This window comes from Streptomyces sp. WAC06614 (assembly GCF_003949795.1).
GTDB lineage: Bacteria > Actinomycetota > Actinomycetes > Streptomycetales > Streptomycetaceae > Streptomyces.
In genome coordinates, this window is sequence record NZ_RPRY01000199.1 from 1 (window position 1) to 13,172 (window position 13,172).

A 13,172-nucleotide genomic window follows, 5' to 3' on the forward strand; every position below is an offset into this window, starting at 1 on the left:
ACTGAGGGCCATGCTGCCGAGGATCCCCGGAGGAGGTGAATCCGGCGTGAACGCAACCGAGTTGGCGCGATACGGCACCCATGGCCCGCTCCAGGGCGCGGGGGTCGCCCGCGCCCTGGAGCGGGCCATGGGTGCCGTATCGCGCCAACTCGGTTGCGTTCACGCCGGATTCACCTCCTCCGGGGATCCTCGGCAGCATGGCCCTCAGTAGACGAGCACTGCTGACCACCGGGGTGGCCGCAGCCACCGCCACCGCCACCGTGACCACGGCCACCGCCGCGCCGGGCGACGGCCCCGTCACGGTGACCACCCTCCGCGGGACCGTCCCGCCCGGCGCGCCGGACTTCGTGTACGTCGCGCTCGACGTCCCGCCCGGCGTCCGTGAGCTCCGCGTCTCCTACCGGTACGACAAGCCCCCCACCCCGCCCGGCACCCCGGGCAACGCCCTGGACATCGGTCTGTTCGACCAGCGCGGCACCGCGCTCGGCGGACGCGGGTTCCGGGGGTGGTCCGGCGGGGCCCGGAGCGAGTTCTTCGTGCGGGGGGACGCCGCCACCCCCGGCTATCTGCCCGGGCCCGTCGGGCCGGGCCGCTGGTACGTCGCCCTCGGCCCCTACACCGTTGCCCCGCAAGGGCTCCCGTACGAGATCACGGCGACCTTCGTGCACGGGGAGCCCGCCGCGCCCGTGCCGGTCCGGTACCCGCCGGAGCGGGTGCCCGGGCGGGGGCGCGCCTGGTACCGCGGGGACTGCCACGTGCACTCCGTGCACTCCGACGGGCGGCGCACCCCGGAGGAGATCGTCGCCCTCGCCCGGGCCGCCGGCCTGGACTTCGTCAACACCTCGGAGCACAACACCCACAGCGGGCACGGCGCGTGGGCCGCACCCGCCGAAGGGACCGGGCTGCTGGTCCTCACCGGGGAGGAGGTCACCACCCGCACCGGGCACGTGCTGGCGGTCGGTACGGACCCCGGCACGTTCGTGGACTGGCGCTACCGCGCCGGCGAAGGCCGCTTCGGCCGCTACGCGCAGGCGATACGGCGCGCCGGAGGCCTGGTCGTACCGGCCCATCCGCACGCCACCTGCATCGGCTGCGCCTGGAAGTTCGGCTTCGGCGAGGCCGATGCGGTCGAGGTCTGGAACGGCCCGTGGACCCCCGACGACGAGGTGTCACTGGCCTCCTGGGACGCCACGCTGCGCGGCGCGGACGGCGACCGCTGGCTGCCGGCCCTGGCGCACAGCGACCACCACCGTGACCCCGACCGGGTGGGCAGCCCGCAGACCGTGGTCCTGGCGGACGACCTCTCCCGGGAGGCGGTCCTGGCGGGCCTGCGCGCCGGCCGCGCCTACGCCGCGGAGAGTTCGGCCGTGTCCGTCACCTTCACGGCGGTCACGCCGCGCGGGCGGCACGCGGACATCGGCGAGATCCTGCGGGTGCCCGACCCGGCCACGGAGGTGCTGGTCCGCCTGGCGGTGACCGGTACGGACGGGCCGTGCGACCTGCGCCTGGTCACCGACCAGGGCACGGTGTTCACGGCCCCCGCGGCGACGTCCCTGGAGTGGCGCACCACCGCGGCCCGCTCCGCGTACGTACGGGCCGAGGTCCGCCGCCCGGCCCCCGCGGGCAGCCCCCTGCCCGGTGCCCCGGCCGCGCTGACCAACCCGATCTGGCTGGCCGCGTCCGCGTAGCTCGGACGCCGGGCCCCGCCCGGCCCCGGCGCGTACAGTGAACAGTGAGCTCGACGCACGCGGTGGCCGCCCCCGGCCGGGGGCGGCTGCCGCAGCGGAACGTGGACTCGGGGGTTCCTTCCCTGGAGGCGGTTGCCGTGGCCGGACTGGTCCTCAGGAACTTCGGCAAGGCGGACGAGGTCCGCCCGTTCGAGGCCGGCAAGGGCCGGCTGGAGCTGCTCACGACCGACGGCGGACCGGTGGGCCGGGCCGTCTTCGAGCCGGGGTGGCGCTGGTCGGAGCACGTGAAGCCGCTGGCGGGCACGGACAGTTGCCAGTCGGCGCACACGGGGTACGTGGTGAGCGGCCGGATGAAGATCGTCATGGATGACGGCGAGGAGGCCGAAGCCGGTCCGGGCGACTTCATGCAGGTCGCCCCCGGGCACGACGCCTGGGTCCTGGGCGACGAGCCGTGCGTGGCGGTGGACTGGACGGGCTTCGGCAGCTACGCCAAACCGGCCGACGGCTGACCCCATCGCACCTCGACGGCCGCCCCCGGCCCTGCGCGGCCGGGCCTCGCCCCTAGCGCAGTGACCGGCCGAACCCCGAAGCCAGCGGCATCCGCAGCCCGAGCGGTGGCGGAGCCGCCAGGGCGTCGGTGAGGGGGCGGGAGTAGCGGCCCGTGACCATCGTGCCGAGGACGAAGTCCACCGACAGGGCCACCACTTCGGCCTGGTGGTCGCGCAGGCCGTGGCCGTCCGAGTGGACCTCGAAGCGGCACGTGGAACGATTCGCCTTCTTCGCCCGGGTCGCCAGCAGGAACGACAGTTCCGGGTCGCTGCGCGCGTCGTTGGTGCCGTGCACGATCAGCACCCGGCGTCCGGAGAGCTGTTTCACCGGTTCGGGCGAGCCGTCCCGCTCCGACTCCGGCAGGCAAGGGGCCAGTGCCAGTACGGAGTTGACCGCCGGGTGCCCTGCGGCGGCCAGGGCCGCGCGGCCGCCGGCCCCGTACCCGGCCAGGCACACCGGCACGTCTCCGTAGCGTCGTAACACCTCGTCCGCCGCCCACCGGGCCGCGGCCGTACGGCCGTCGCCGCCCGCCTGGGCGCGCGGGGCGGCAGGGTGGACGGTGTGCGCCACCAGGCCTTCCGGCCCGCCGGCCCGGGCCAGCGCCCGTACCAGCGGGCGCACCGGACCGGTGGCCCACCGGGAGGCCCCGGGGAGCAGGAGTACCACACCACTGACCGTCGAACCGGTTCCGTTCGCGCCGGTCGCCCGCCCCAGGCGAGCCCCGCGCGCCTGGGGCGCATGCGTAGCCATGGCGGAACAGTCTCAGACGCGGAGGTGTACGCCACCCGTCCGCACGGTCACTGTTACGTATCGACCGTGCCGTACGACCCGTCGCTCTACGCGCGTAGGAGTAGAGTGCCGGGATGACGAGCGAGACCCCCACCCTGCCCACCCCGGACCAGATCCGCCGTTCGCCGAAGGTGCTGCTGCACGACCACCTCGACGGTGGACTGCGCCCCGGGACCATCATCGAGCTGGCCGAGCAGGTCGGTTACGACAAGCTCCCCGAGACCGACGCCGACAAGCTGGGCGTCTGGTTCCGCGATGCCGCCGACTCCGGCTCGCTGCCCCGCTACCTGGAGACGTTCGCGCACACCTGCGCCGTCATGCAGACCAAGGAGGCGCTCTTCCGGGTCGCCGCCGAGTGCGCCGAGGACCTGGCCGAGGACGGCGTCGTCTACGCCGAGATCCGCTACGCCCCCGAGCAGCACCTGGAGGCCGGCCTGACCCTCGAAGAGGTCGTCGAGGCCGTCAACGAGGGCTTCCGCGAGGGCGAGCGCCGGGCCAAGGCCAACGGCCACCGGATCCGCGTCGGCGCGCTGCTGACCGCGATGCGGCACGCCGCCCGGGCCCTGGAGATCGCCGAGCTGGCCAACCGCTACCGCGACAACGGTGTGGTCGGGTTCGACATCGCCGGCGCCGAGGCGGGCTTCCCCCCCACCCGCCACCTGGACGCGTTCGAGTACCTCAAGCGCGAGAACAACCACTTCACCATCCATGCGGGCGAGGCCTTCGGCCTGCCGTCGATCTGGCAGGCGCTGCAGTGGTGCGGCGCCGACCGGCTCGGCCACGGTGTGAAGATCATCGACGACATCGAGGTCGCCGCCGACGGCAGCGTGACGCTGGGTCGTCTGGCCTCCTACGTCCGGGACAAGCGCATCCCCCTGGAGATGTGCCCGACCTCCAACCTGCAGACCGGCGCGGCGGCCTCGTACGCCGAGCACCCGATCGGCCTGCTGCGCAAGCTGCACTTCCGTCTCACGGTCAACACGGACAACCGCCTGATGAGCGGCACCAGCATGACCCGCGAGTTCGAGCACCTGGTCGACACCTTCGGCTACTCGCTCGACGACATGCAGTGGTTCACCGTCAATGCGATGAAGTCCGCGTTCATTCCTTTCGATGAACGACTGGCGATGATCAACGACGTGATCAAGCCCGGCTACGCCGAGCTGAAGTCGGAGTGGCTGTTCCGGCAGACCTCCTCCACCAGCGGTTCCGTCTCGGCCTGAAACGAGACATGACAAGCCGAAAGCGCCCGGGAGTCCGTCCCCCCGGGCGCTTTCTCCTATTGGCTGATGTTTGCGGGACGGGGTTTCGGCTGGCTAATTTGCGGAGCCGCTCAATTCCCCGTCACAAGGACTCTTCATGAAGCAGTCAGCTGCCAAGTCCCTCGGTGTCGCCGTCATCGGTGCCGCCCTCGCCGCGGCCGCCGCCGGCACCGCCTCCGCCACCGCCCTCCCCGCGCTCGGTGCCACCGACGCCCTGGGCATGGTCACGGGTGCGGCCTCCAGCCTGCCGCTGCAGGACGCCACCAAGTCGCTCGCCGGTCAGCAGCAGGCCGCCGACGGTGAGCAGGCCACCTCCGCCAGCGACCCGGGCCAGGCGCTCGGTACCGTCACCGGCCTCGTCGGCGGGCTGCCGCTCAGCGGCCTCGGCGGCTGATCCGTCCCGGAATTCCGTGCGGGCGTTCGTACGGCGCACACCCCTTCGACGGGGTGTGCGCCGCTCCGCACGATGTGCCACGATCCCTCCAACTGCCCGCCGACGTACGGGGTTCGAAGGTCCTATGGTCTCGATCTTGCGGTTGCACGGTGTGAGGACGAGGGCGCGGTTCGGCGCGCTCGCCACGGTCCCGGTCCTGGCGCTGGCACTCGCCGGATGCGGTGGTGCGGGCGGCTCCCCGAGCGGGTCCGGTGCCGCCAGGAGCCCCGATCCGAAGGGCTCCGCGGCAGCGGGCGCGGGCGCGCCCGGCGCGCCCGCGGCGCCGCGCAGCGGCAGCCGCCTGGAGAAGGCCGCGCTCGAACAGGGCGACCTGGCCGGCTACCAGATCTCGGCCCAGGGCAAGAACCCCGAGGCGCCCAAGGGGCAGCCGCAGGCGGACAAGAAGCAGTGCCAGCCGCTGGCCGACATCATGGGCGACCAGCCCGACCCGGCCGCGCGCGAGACCGTCAACCGGGGTGTCGGCTCCCAGAAGCAGGTCGGCCTGGCGGTGTCGGCCTCCGTCAGCTCCTACGCCGCGGCCGACGCCGAGCGCCTGCTGTCCCGGCTCGAACAGGCCGTCGCCGCCTGCGGCGCGGGCTTCTCCGCCACCGTCGACAAGCACAGCGGGGCCTACCGCGAGGTGAAGCCGGTCGCCTACAAGGCGGGCGGCGACGCATCGGTCAGCTGGACCACCACGGCCACCGCCGAGGGCGTCTCGGCCCACGTCCACCTGGTCGTCGTACGCCAGGGCAGCACGGTCGTGCGGCTGATGGCGCTGGACGTGACCGGCGCCCAGCAGAAGCCCGAGGTGCCGCACGAGGTGACGGACAAGCAGCTGGAGAAGGTCCGCGCGACCCTGGGCTGACGCCCGCCGGGCCCCGCCCGGGCCGTCACCCGGCCCCGCCCGGCCCGTCACCGGGCCCCGGCTGCTGCTACCAGGCGGTCTTGGTGTCGCCGTACGGTGCGCGCTCGTTCGGCAGCAGCACCCACAGGGCGAGGTAGATCAGGAACTGCGGTCCGGGCAGCAGGCAGGACAGCAGGAAGATGATGCGCATGGTCCGCGCGGACATTCCGAAGCGTCGGGCCAGGCCGGCGCAGACGCCGCCGATCATCCGTCCGTCGCGGGGGCGAACAATGGCGCTCATGGTTTCTCCTTCGTGAGGATCGCTCGAATTTCTTGCGATGCCTCAATATTCCCGGTGGATCGCGGAGAGAACGTCGGTCCGCAGGCCGAGCCCGACCCTGGGAATTCTCGGGGTGGACCCCTGACCGGCCGCCCCCGGCGCCTCGGCGGACGCGGCCCGGGCGGCACCGGCCGTACGGAGCCCGCCCGCCGCGGCCCGGCTGCGGCGCATGCGCGAGCGCAGGGCCGGTACGACGGCCAGGTGGGCCAGGGCCACCCCGACGGTGTTGAGCAGGACGTGGTCGACGTCGACGACCTGACCGGGCACGCCGCTCTGCAGCATCGCCACGACCAGGGAGACCAGCGCGCCGGCCGTGGTCGTGCGCACCAGCGAGGACCAGGCCGCCAGCGGGGACGGCGCGAGCCGGCCGCTGATCCAGGGCAGCAGGACCCCGAGCGGCGCGAGCAGCACCAGCGACCCGCCGATCCGGCGCGCCGCCTCCAGCGGCCCGTACGCGAGGTCGGCCCTGATCCCGTCCAGCGGGGTCAGATTGGCGGCGGGGGCCCACGGGACGTCGAGGGGGCGCAGGGTCACCCAGCCGACGAGTGCGAGATGGGCGAGGAGCAGAACGCCGCCCAGGACCCGGAGCCGGAGGTGTATGGCGGCACGGTCGCCGCCCGCATGACGCTGCACACCTGGGCAGACGCCTGGTGCGGCGGCCGTGGTTCCGGGTTCGTCAGCGTGTGGCGAGGAGCACGGCCAGCAGGATCGCGCCGGCCGCGGCCGGCGCGATGATCTCGTACGCCCAGCGCACGGCGACGCTGCCCTGGGCGGCGCGGCGCTGGGCGCAGCGCTCGGCGAGCTCCTGGAGTTCGGCCACGGTGCGGTCGGCGCCGGCCGCACCGCCGCCCTTGCGGGTGGCACGCTTGCGCTCGCGCAGGCTCACGGGGACGGACCAGAGCTGGTACTTGTGGCCGTCGGCGAGGACCTCGGAGCTGTAGCCGGCGCGGACGGCGTCCACCGTGGCCCAGGGCAGTACGACGGTCCGGAAGGGGTTGCGCACCCGCATCCGGTCGTCGTTGGCGAAGACGGCGGGGCGCAGCGTGAACGCCACCACGAGCGGGACGGCGAGCAGCGCACAGGCCACGCCGTACCAGGGCGCGCTGTCGTGGCCGCGGACGACGGCGTCGCCGCAGAGCCAGAGGATCACCGCCAGCAGCAGGACACCGGTGACCTGGGCCATGGGGGAGCGGTAGATCCGGTCCGCGTAGGCCGGCTCCTCGGGAAGCTGCTGGCTGCTCATGCGCCGATTCTGCCTCACCCTTACCGGGGCCCGCCCCTGCCGGTCTCCCTCCGAGGGCGCCCGCGGCGGCCTTGGGGGCCGGGGCCCGCCCCGGCCGGACGGCCGACCAGCCCGGCCGGGCACCTCCCGAGGTGCCCGGCCGGGCTGGTCGGGTGCGGTAAGTGGGTGCGGCGGCGGGTGCGGAAGCTCCAGGCGGCCAGGAGGGCGGGGCCCGCCGCGGCCAGGCCGAGGCCGGCGAGGGTGGTGGCCGAGGAGGTGCCGGTCCCGTCGGCCACGGGCGCGGCCTCGGGGAGGGTCGCGCCCGTGGCGGCGGCCAGGGAGACCGGCTGGGCCGCGACCGTGGCCTGCGGGGCCGGGGCGGCCTCGGCGGGCGCGGCCGCGACCGTGGCCCGCGGCCCCGGAGCGGCCTCGGTGGCCGGGGCCCGGCCGGGCGCCGTGGCGGGCCGGGCGGCGGCCGGGCGGTCCTCGGTGACCGGGCAGGCCGGCTTGCAGCCCTTGGGCAGGGTCGGGAAGCGGGTCGGGCCGAGCGGGGTGTCGACGCCCTGGGCCTTCCACTCGAAGACCGGCGCGGCGCCGTTCGGGTGCACGATCCGGGCGATGATGCCGTCGGACGCGGGCCGCGCGGGGAAGGTGCGGTCCAGGCGGCGCCACTCCTCGGTGGTGGTGGCGCCGGCGGTCCGGACGACCACCTCGGGGCCCGCCGCGGACACCGACACCTCGCCGAAGAAGCTGCCGCCCACGGCGACCGTCCTGGCCTCGGTGCCGCAGACCGGGCCGGCCGTGCCCTTGGGCAGCGGGTAGGAGGTGGTCGCCCCGTCGTCGGTGACGACGAGCACCGGCGCGGCCGTCTCCGCCTCGGCGAGCCGCAGCTCCAGGCCGTGGGTGGACAGGCTCGGGTGCGCCCGGTCCACCAGCCCGACCACGCGGACCATGTACGCGTCGCCCGGCTTCCAGTGGGGGCCGACGTAGCGGATCCAGGCCTCCGGACCCTCCGCCCCGTTGCGCAGCACCGCGACCAGGCCCTTGCCGATCGACACCGGCTCGCCCGCGTAACGGTCCGGGGAGGGGGTCGGCGTACCGGCCGAGACGGTTCCGTACGCCGTGGCGGACGCGCCCGCGGACGCGGACGCGCCCGCGAACGCGCTGCTCGCGGCGGGCACCAGCAGCGCCCCGGCGAGGGCCGCGGCGACGATCGAGGTACGGAGGGCGGTACGCATCACGACTCCTGGGAACAGTGTCGGGGATCGCAGGGAGCGTCGCCTGCCGCGTTCCCCTTCCTGTCATGGCGGGGCAACAGCAGTCGGAACCTCCAATTCCACGGTCGGGACCGACCGAGGGGGTGACAGGCCGCTACGCGCGTAGATATGCTCATCTGGTGACCATGCCCACCACCCTCACCGCATTCGCTGACGTGACGACGTCCGACAGCGCGCTGCGCCGCTTCCTGCACGGCCTGCCCGGCGTGGACGCCGTCGGCCTGGAGGCCCGCGCCGCCGCGCTCGGGACGCGTTCGATCAAGACGACGGCCAAGGCGTACGCCATCGACCTCGCCATCTCGATGATCGACCTGACGACGCTGGAAGGCGCGGACACCCCGGGCAAGGTCCGGGCGCTCGCCGCCAAGGCCGTCCACCCCGACCCGACCGACCGGACGACCCCGACGACGGCCGCGGTCTGCGTCTACCCCGACATGGTGGCCACCGCGAAGGCCGCCCTGAACGGCGCCGACGTCAAGATTGCCTCCGTGGCCACCGCCTTCCCGGCCGGCCGCGCGGCCCTCCCGGTCAAGCTGGCCGACACCCGCGACGCCGTCGCCGCCGGCGCCGACGAGATCGACATGGTCATCGACCGTGGCGCCTTCCTCGCCGGCCGCTACCTGGAGACCTACGAGCTGATCAAGGCCGTCAAGGACGCCTGCGTCCGCGAGGACGGCACCGCGGCCCGCCTGAAGGTCATCTTCGAGACCGGCGAGCTGTCGACGTACGACAACATCCGCCGCGCCTCCTGGATCGGCATGCTGGCCGGGGCCGACTTCATCAAGACCTCCACCGGCAAGGTCGGGGTCAACGCCACCCCCGCCAACACCCTGCTCATGCTCGAAGCCGTCCGTGACTTCAAGGAGCAGACTGGGATCCAGATCGGTGTGAAGCCGGCCGGTGGCATCCGCACCACCAAGGACGCGATCAAGTTCCTGGTCCTGGTCAACGAGACCGTGGGCGAGGACTGGCTGACCAACGAGTGGTTCCGGTTCGGCGCATCCAGCCTGCTGAACGACCTGCTCATGCAGCGCCAGAAGCTGAGCACCGGGCGTTACTCCGGTCCCGACTACGTGACGGTGGACTGATCATCATGGCTTCCCTCTTCGAGTACGCACCGGCCCCCGAGTCCCGGTCCGTCGTCGACATCGCCCCCTCGTACGGCCTGTTCATCGACGGTGAGTTCACCGACGCCGCCGACGGCAAGGTCTTCAAGACCGTCAGCCCCTCCAGCGAGGAGGTGCTCGCCGAGGTCGCCCAGGCCGGCGCCGCCGACGTCGACCGCGCCGTGAAGGCCGCCCGCAGGGCCTTCGAGAAGTGGTCCGCGCTGCCGGGCTCCGAGCGCGCCAAGTACCTCTTCCGCATCGCCCGGATCATCCAGGAGCGCAGCCGCGAGCTGGCCGTCCTGGAGACCCTGGACAACGGCAAGCCGATCAAGGAGACCCGCGACGCGGACCTCCCGCTGGTCGCCGCGCACTTCTTCTACTACGCGGGCTGGGCCGACAAGCTCGACCACGCCGGCTACGGCGCGAACCCGCGCCCGCTGGGTGTGGCCGGCCAGGTCATCCCGTGGAACTTCCCGCTGCTGATGCTGGCGTGGAAGATCGCCCCGGCGCTCGCCACCGGCAACACCGTCGTGCTGAAGCCGGCCGAGACCACCCCGCTGTCGGCGCTGTTCTTCGCGGACATCTGCCGCCAGGCGGGCCTGCCCAAGGGCGTCGTCAACATCATCCCCGGCTACGGGGACGCGGGCGCCGAGCTCGTCGCGCACCCGGACGTGAACAAGGTCGCCTTCACCGGTTCCACCGCGGTCGGCAAGGCCATCGCCCGCCAGGTCGCCGGCACCGACAAGAAGGTCACCCTGGAGCTGGGCGGCAAGGGCGCCAACATCGTCTTCGACGACGCCCCCATCGACCAGGCCGTCGAGGGCATCGTGAGCGGCATCTTCTTCAACCAGGGCCAGGTCTGCTGCGCGGGCTCCCGCCTGCTGGTCCAGGAGTCGATCCACGACGAGCTGCTGGACTCCCTCAAGCGCCGCCTGAGCACCCTGCGCCTGGGCGACCCGCTGGACAAGAACACCGACATCGGCGCGATCAACTCCGCCGAGCAGCTCGCCCGGATCACCGCGCTCGCCGACACCGGCGAGGCCGAGGGCGCCGAGCGCTGGTCCCCGGCGTGCGAGCTGCCGTCCGCCGGCTACTGGTTCGCCCCGACGCTCTTCACGAACGTCACCCAGGCGCACACCGTCGCCCGCGACGAGATCTTCGGCCCGGTCCTGTCGGTGCTGACCTTCCGCACGCCCGACGAGGCCGTCGCCAAGGCCAACAACAGCCAGTACGGCCTGTCCGCCGGCATCTGGACGGAGAAGGGCTCGCGCATCCTCGCGGTCGCGAGCAAGCTCCGCGCGGGTGTGGTGTGGGCCAACACGTTCAACAAGTTCGACCCGACCTCGCCCTTCGGCGGCTACAAGGAGTCGGGCTTCGGCCGCGAGGGCGGCCGCCACGGTCTGGAGGCTTACCTCGATGTCTGAGTCGACCGCGCGTCTGAACGTCTTCAAGACCTACAAGCTGTACGTCGGGGGCAAGTTCCCCCGCTCCGAGAGCGGCCGGGTGTACGAGGTGACCGACTCCAAGGGCAAGTGGCTGGCCAACGCCCCGCTGTCGTCCCGCAAGGATGCCCGTGACGCGGTCGTCGCCGCCCGCAAGGCCTTCGGCGGCTGGTCCGGCGCCACCGCCTACAACCGCGGCCAGATCCTCTACCGCGTCGCCGAGATGCTGGAGGGCCGCCGCGAGCAGTTCGTCCGCGAGGTGGGGGAGGCCGAGGGCCTGTCGAAGTCGAAGGCGGCCGCGGTCGTCGACGCGGCCGTCGACCGCTGGGTCTGGTACGCCGGCTGGACGGACAAGATCGGTCAGGTCGTGGGCGGGGCCAACCCGGTCGCGGGCCCGTTCTTCAACCTCTCCACCCCGGAGCCGACCGGTGTCGTCGCCGTCGTCGCCCCGCAGGAGTCGTCCTTCCTCGGCCTGGTCTCGGTGATCGCCCCGGTGATCGCCACCGGCAACACCGTGGTCGTGATCGCCAGCGAGAGGTCCCCGCTGCCCGCGCTCTCCCTGGGCGAGGTGCTCGCCACCTCCGACCTGCCCGGCGGTGTGGTCAACATCCTGTCCGGCAAGGCCGCCGAGATGGGCCCGCACCTGGCGGCGCACATGGACGTCAACGCGATCGACCTGGCGGGTGCCGACGAGGCCCTGGCCAAGGAGCTGGAGATCGCCGCGGCGGACAACCTCAAGCGCGTCCTGCGTCCACAGCCTGTGGACGACTGGACGGCCGACCCGGGCACGCACCGCATGACGGCGTTCCTGGAGACCAAGACCGTCTGGCACCCCACGGGTTCGCTGGGCGCGTCCGGCTCGTCGTACTAGTACGTCCCTGTACGACGGCCCCGCGGGACCGGCCCCGACGACGGCCCCGCGGGACCGGCCCCGACGACGGCCCCGCGGGACCGGCCCCGGCAGTTCATTGCTCCCCCAGCTGGCGCTGGGCGGTACCCCCAGTGCTGCCGGGGCCTTCGCGTACCCGCGTCCGTACGTCCGTACCTACTTGCCGCCGCCCGTCAGCGGCCCCAGCAGCGAGCCCGCCGCGGCCTGGGGGAGCTGGCCCACCGACGGGCCCTGCGTGAGGATTCCGGTGACCATGGTCGTGCCGACCTGGGGGAAGTCCGCGACCTGGGTGGCGACCCCGTTGTCCAGCGGGTCGACCCCGGTGTTCGCGAGCGGGTTCACCTTCAGGTGGGAGACCGGGTCGGTCACCCCCGCCAGCGCCGCGGGTACGGACAGCTCGCCCGCCTGGGCGCCGCCGGCCGCCATGGCGAGTGCCGCGCCCGCCATGGAAACCGTGAGGCCGGCGGTACGGAGGGGGGTGCGAGGTGCGGATTGTGCGTGACGTCCCATGCACTCACCGTAGTTGAAGTGTGATGCTCGATACCAACGGGTGCGTTCGGGGATCCCCTACCCGGGGGAATGGTTCAGACTGGTGTCCCGTGAGCTGTTCATCTCCCCTTCCCACGCGTGTCGTCCTGTTGACGGGTCCCTCGGGTTCCGGCAAGTCCTCGCTGGCCGCCCGCTCCGGGCTCCCGGTGCTGCGCCTCGACGACTTCTACAAGGAGGGCGGCGACCCGACCCTCCCGCTCGTCGCCGGCAGCTCCGACATCGACTGGGACTCCCCGCTGTCGTGGGACGCGGACACCGCCGTCGCCGCCGTCGCCGAACTGTGCGCGACGGGCCGGACCCAGGTGCCGGTCTACGACATCTCCACCAGCTCGCGCACCGGCGCCGAGACCCTGGACATCGCCCGCACCCCGCTGTTCATCGCGGAGGGCATCTTCGCCGCCGACATCGCCGCCCGCCTCCAGGAGATGGGCCTGCTCGCCGACGCCATCTGCCTGCGCGGCCGGCCGTCCACCACGTTCCGCCGCCGGCTCGCCCGCGACCTGCGCGAGGGCCGCAAGTCGGTGGGCTTCCTGCTGCGCCGCGGCTGGCGGCTGATGCGGGCCGAGCGGGGCATCGTCGCCCGCCACGTGGCCCTCGGCGCCCACCCGTGCGGCCGGGACGAGGCCCTGGGCCGGCTCGCCGCGGCCGCCGCGGGCCGCCACCGCTCCACGGCCGTCCCGGCCTGACCGGGACGGGCCGCCGCGCACGGGGCCCGGAACAAACGAAAGGGCGGGACCACGCGGACCCCCGACCGCGTAGTCCCGCCCTTTCCCCCCATGGCC

Annotated in this window: 15 protein-coding genes; 9 read left to right on the forward strand and 6 right to left on the reverse strand. The window is 73.4% G+C overall.

Features of this window, described 5'->3' with window-relative positions; translation table 11 throughout:
• Window positions 1–197: 197 nt before the first annotated feature.
• Window positions 198–1,688: a CehA/McbA family metallohydrolase gene (locus EF918_RS23690; protein WP_125650216.1), complete on the forward strand. Its 1,491-nt coding sequence runs from the start codon at window positions 198–200 to the stop codon at window positions 1,686–1,688.
• 137 nt (window positions 1,689–1,825) lie between these two features.
• Window positions 1,826–2,197 (forward strand): cupin domain-containing protein, encoded by a 372-nt coding sequence (locus tag EF918_RS23695; RefSeq protein ID WP_125650240.1) that lies wholly within the window; start codon window positions 1,826–1,828, stop codon window positions 2,195–2,197.
• A gap of 52 nt (window positions 2,198–2,249) precedes the next feature.
• Here EF918_RS23695 and EF918_RS23700 read toward each other — a convergent pair whose 3' ends face one another.
• Window positions 2,250–2,987 carry an alpha/beta hydrolase gene (locus EF918_RS23700; RefSeq protein WP_125650218.1) on the reverse strand — a complete coding sequence of 246 codons (738 nt, stop codon included), beginning with the start codon at window positions 2,985–2,987 and terminating at the stop codon, window positions 2,250–2,252.
• A gap of 113 nt (window positions 2,988–3,100) precedes the next feature.
• Here EF918_RS23700 and EF918_RS23705 point away from each other — a divergent pair, with 113 nt between their 5' ends.
• The 3 genes from EF918_RS23705 (at window position 3,101) to EF918_RS23715 (ending at window position 5,586) form a co-directional block, all read left to right on the forward strand.
• Window positions 3,101–4,249 carry an adenosine deaminase gene (locus EF918_RS23705; RefSeq protein ID WP_125650220.1) on the forward strand — a complete coding sequence of 383 codons (1,149 nt, stop codon included), beginning with the start codon at window positions 3,101–3,103 and terminating at the stop codon, window positions 4,247–4,249.
• A gap of 136 nt (window positions 4,250–4,385) precedes the next feature.
• A complete protein-coding gene (locus tag EF918_RS23710) occupies window positions 4,386–4,682 on the forward strand; it encodes a hypothetical protein (protein ID WP_125650222.1) in 297 nt (98 codons plus the stop codon).
• Window positions 4,683–4,818: 136 nt separating this feature from the next.
• Window positions 4,819–5,586 (forward strand): hypothetical protein, encoded by a 768-nt coding sequence (locus EF918_RS23715; RefSeq protein ID WP_260610562.1) that lies wholly within the window; start codon window positions 4,819–4,821, stop codon window positions 5,584–5,586.
• 67 nt (window positions 5,587–5,653) lie between these two features.
• Here the strand turns inward: EF918_RS23715 and EF918_RS23720 are convergent, their stop codons facing one another.
• From EF918_RS23720 to EF918_RS23735, 4 genes are read right to left on the reverse strand one after another with little or no spacing between them, the layout of a single operon-like run.
• On the reverse strand, window positions 5,654–5,866 hold the full coding sequence (locus tag EF918_RS23720) for a PspC domain-containing protein (RefSeq protein ID WP_125650226.1): 213 nt from the start codon (window positions 5,864–5,866) through the stop codon (window positions 5,654–5,656).
• A 42-nt stretch (window positions 5,867–5,908) separates the two neighbouring features.
• Entirely contained in the window at window positions 5,909–6,538 is a 630-nt protein-coding gene (locus EF918_RS23725; RefSeq protein WP_260610564.1) for a VanZ family protein, read from the reverse strand.
• Between the two features lie 43 nt (window positions 6,539–6,581).
• Window positions 6,582–7,148 (reverse strand): PH domain-containing protein, encoded by a 567-nt coding sequence (locus EF918_RS23730; protein ID WP_125650228.1) that lies wholly within the window; start codon window positions 7,146–7,148, stop codon window positions 6,582–6,584.
• Window positions 7,149–7,168: 20 nt separating this feature from the next.
• A complete protein-coding gene (locus tag EF918_RS23735) occupies window positions 7,169–8,365 on the reverse strand; it encodes a hypothetical protein (RefSeq protein WP_125650230.1) in 1,197 nt (398 codons plus the stop codon).
• A gap of 164 nt (window positions 8,366–8,529) precedes the next feature.
• Here EF918_RS23735 and deoC point away from each other — a divergent pair, with 164 nt between their 5' ends.
• From deoC to EF918_RS23750, 3 genes are read left to right on the forward strand one after another with little or no spacing between them, the layout of a single operon-like run.
• Window positions 8,530–9,492: a deoxyribose-phosphate aldolase gene (gene deoC, locus EF918_RS23740; RefSeq protein ID WP_125650244.1), complete on the forward strand. Its 963-nt coding sequence runs from the start codon at window positions 8,530–8,532 to the stop codon at window positions 9,490–9,492.
• Between the two features lie 5 nt (window positions 9,493–9,497).
• Window positions 9,498–10,934, forward strand: a complete 1,437-nt coding sequence (locus tag EF918_RS23745; protein ID WP_125650232.1) for an aldehyde dehydrogenase family protein — start codon at window positions 9,498–9,500, stop codon at window positions 10,932–10,934.
• Window positions 10,927–11,823, forward strand: coding sequence for an aldehyde dehydrogenase family protein (locus EF918_RS23750; RefSeq protein ID WP_125650234.1), 897 nt, complete (start codon window positions 10,927–10,929; stop codon window positions 11,821–11,823). Before EF918_RS23745 ends, EF918_RS23750 begins: the two co-directional genes overlap by 8 nt.
• Window positions 11,824–11,997: 174 nt before the next feature.
• Here EF918_RS23750 and EF918_RS23755 read toward each other — a convergent pair whose 3' ends face one another.
• Window positions 11,998–12,288, reverse strand: a complete 291-nt coding sequence (locus EF918_RS23755; protein WP_312847858.1) for a hypothetical protein — start codon at window positions 12,286–12,288, stop codon at window positions 11,998–12,000.
• Window positions 12,289–12,374: 86 nt separating this feature from the next.
• Between EF918_RS23755 and EF918_RS23760 the strand changes: the two genes are divergently transcribed.
• Window positions 12,375–13,076: a uridine kinase gene (locus tag EF918_RS23760; RefSeq protein ID WP_125650238.1), complete on the forward strand. Its 702-nt coding sequence runs from the start codon at window positions 12,375–12,377 to the stop codon at window positions 13,074–13,076.
• Window positions 13,077–13,172 lie beyond the last annotated feature (96 nt).

Excerpts from the sequence above, each read along its gene's own strand:
- EF918_RS23690 (WP_125650216.1), top strand. The coding sequence starts at position 198 with ATGGCCCTCAGTAGACGAGCACTGCTGACCACCGGGGTGGCCGCAGCC.
- EF918_RS23700 (WP_125650218.1), bottom strand. The coding sequence starts at position 2,987 with ATGGCTACGCATGCGCCCCAGGCGCGCGGGGCTCGCCTGGGGCGGGCG.
- EF918_RS23705 (WP_125650220.1), top strand. The coding sequence starts at position 3,101 with ATGACGAGCGAGACCCCCACCCTGCCCACCCCGGACCAGATCCGCCGT.
- EF918_RS23710 (WP_125650222.1), top strand. The coding sequence starts at position 4,386 with ATGAAGCAGTCAGCTGCCAAGTCCCTCGGTGTCGCCGTCATCGGTGCC.
- EF918_RS23720 (WP_125650226.1), bottom strand. The coding sequence starts at position 5,866 with ATGAGCGCCATTGTTCGCCCCCGCGACGGACGGATGATCGGCGGCGTC.
- EF918_RS23730 (WP_125650228.1), bottom strand. The coding sequence starts at position 7,148 with ATGAGCAGCCAGCAGCTTCCCGAGGAGCCGGCCTACGCGGACCGGATC.
- EF918_RS23735 (WP_125650230.1), bottom strand. The coding sequence starts at position 8,365 with ATGCGTACCGCCCTCCGTACCTCGATCGTCGCCGCGGCCCTCGCCGGG.
- deoC (WP_125650244.1), top strand. The coding sequence starts at position 8,530 with ATGCCCACCACCCTCACCGCATTCGCTGACGTGACGACGTCCGACAGC.
- EF918_RS23745 (WP_125650232.1), top strand. The coding sequence starts at position 9,498 with ATGGCTTCCCTCTTCGAGTACGCACCGGCCCCCGAGTCCCGGTCCGTC.
- EF918_RS23750 (WP_125650234.1), top strand. The coding sequence starts at position 10,927 with ATGTCTGAGTCGACCGCGCGTCTGAACGTCTTCAAGACCTACAAGCTG.
- EF918_RS23755 (WP_312847858.1), bottom strand. The coding sequence starts at position 12,288 with ATGGCGGGCGCGGCACTCGCCATGGCGGCCGGCGGCGCCCAGGCGGGC.
- EF918_RS23760 (WP_125650238.1), top strand. The coding sequence starts at position 12,375 with ATGCTCGATACCAACGGGTGCGTTCGGGGATCCCCTACCCGGGGGAAT.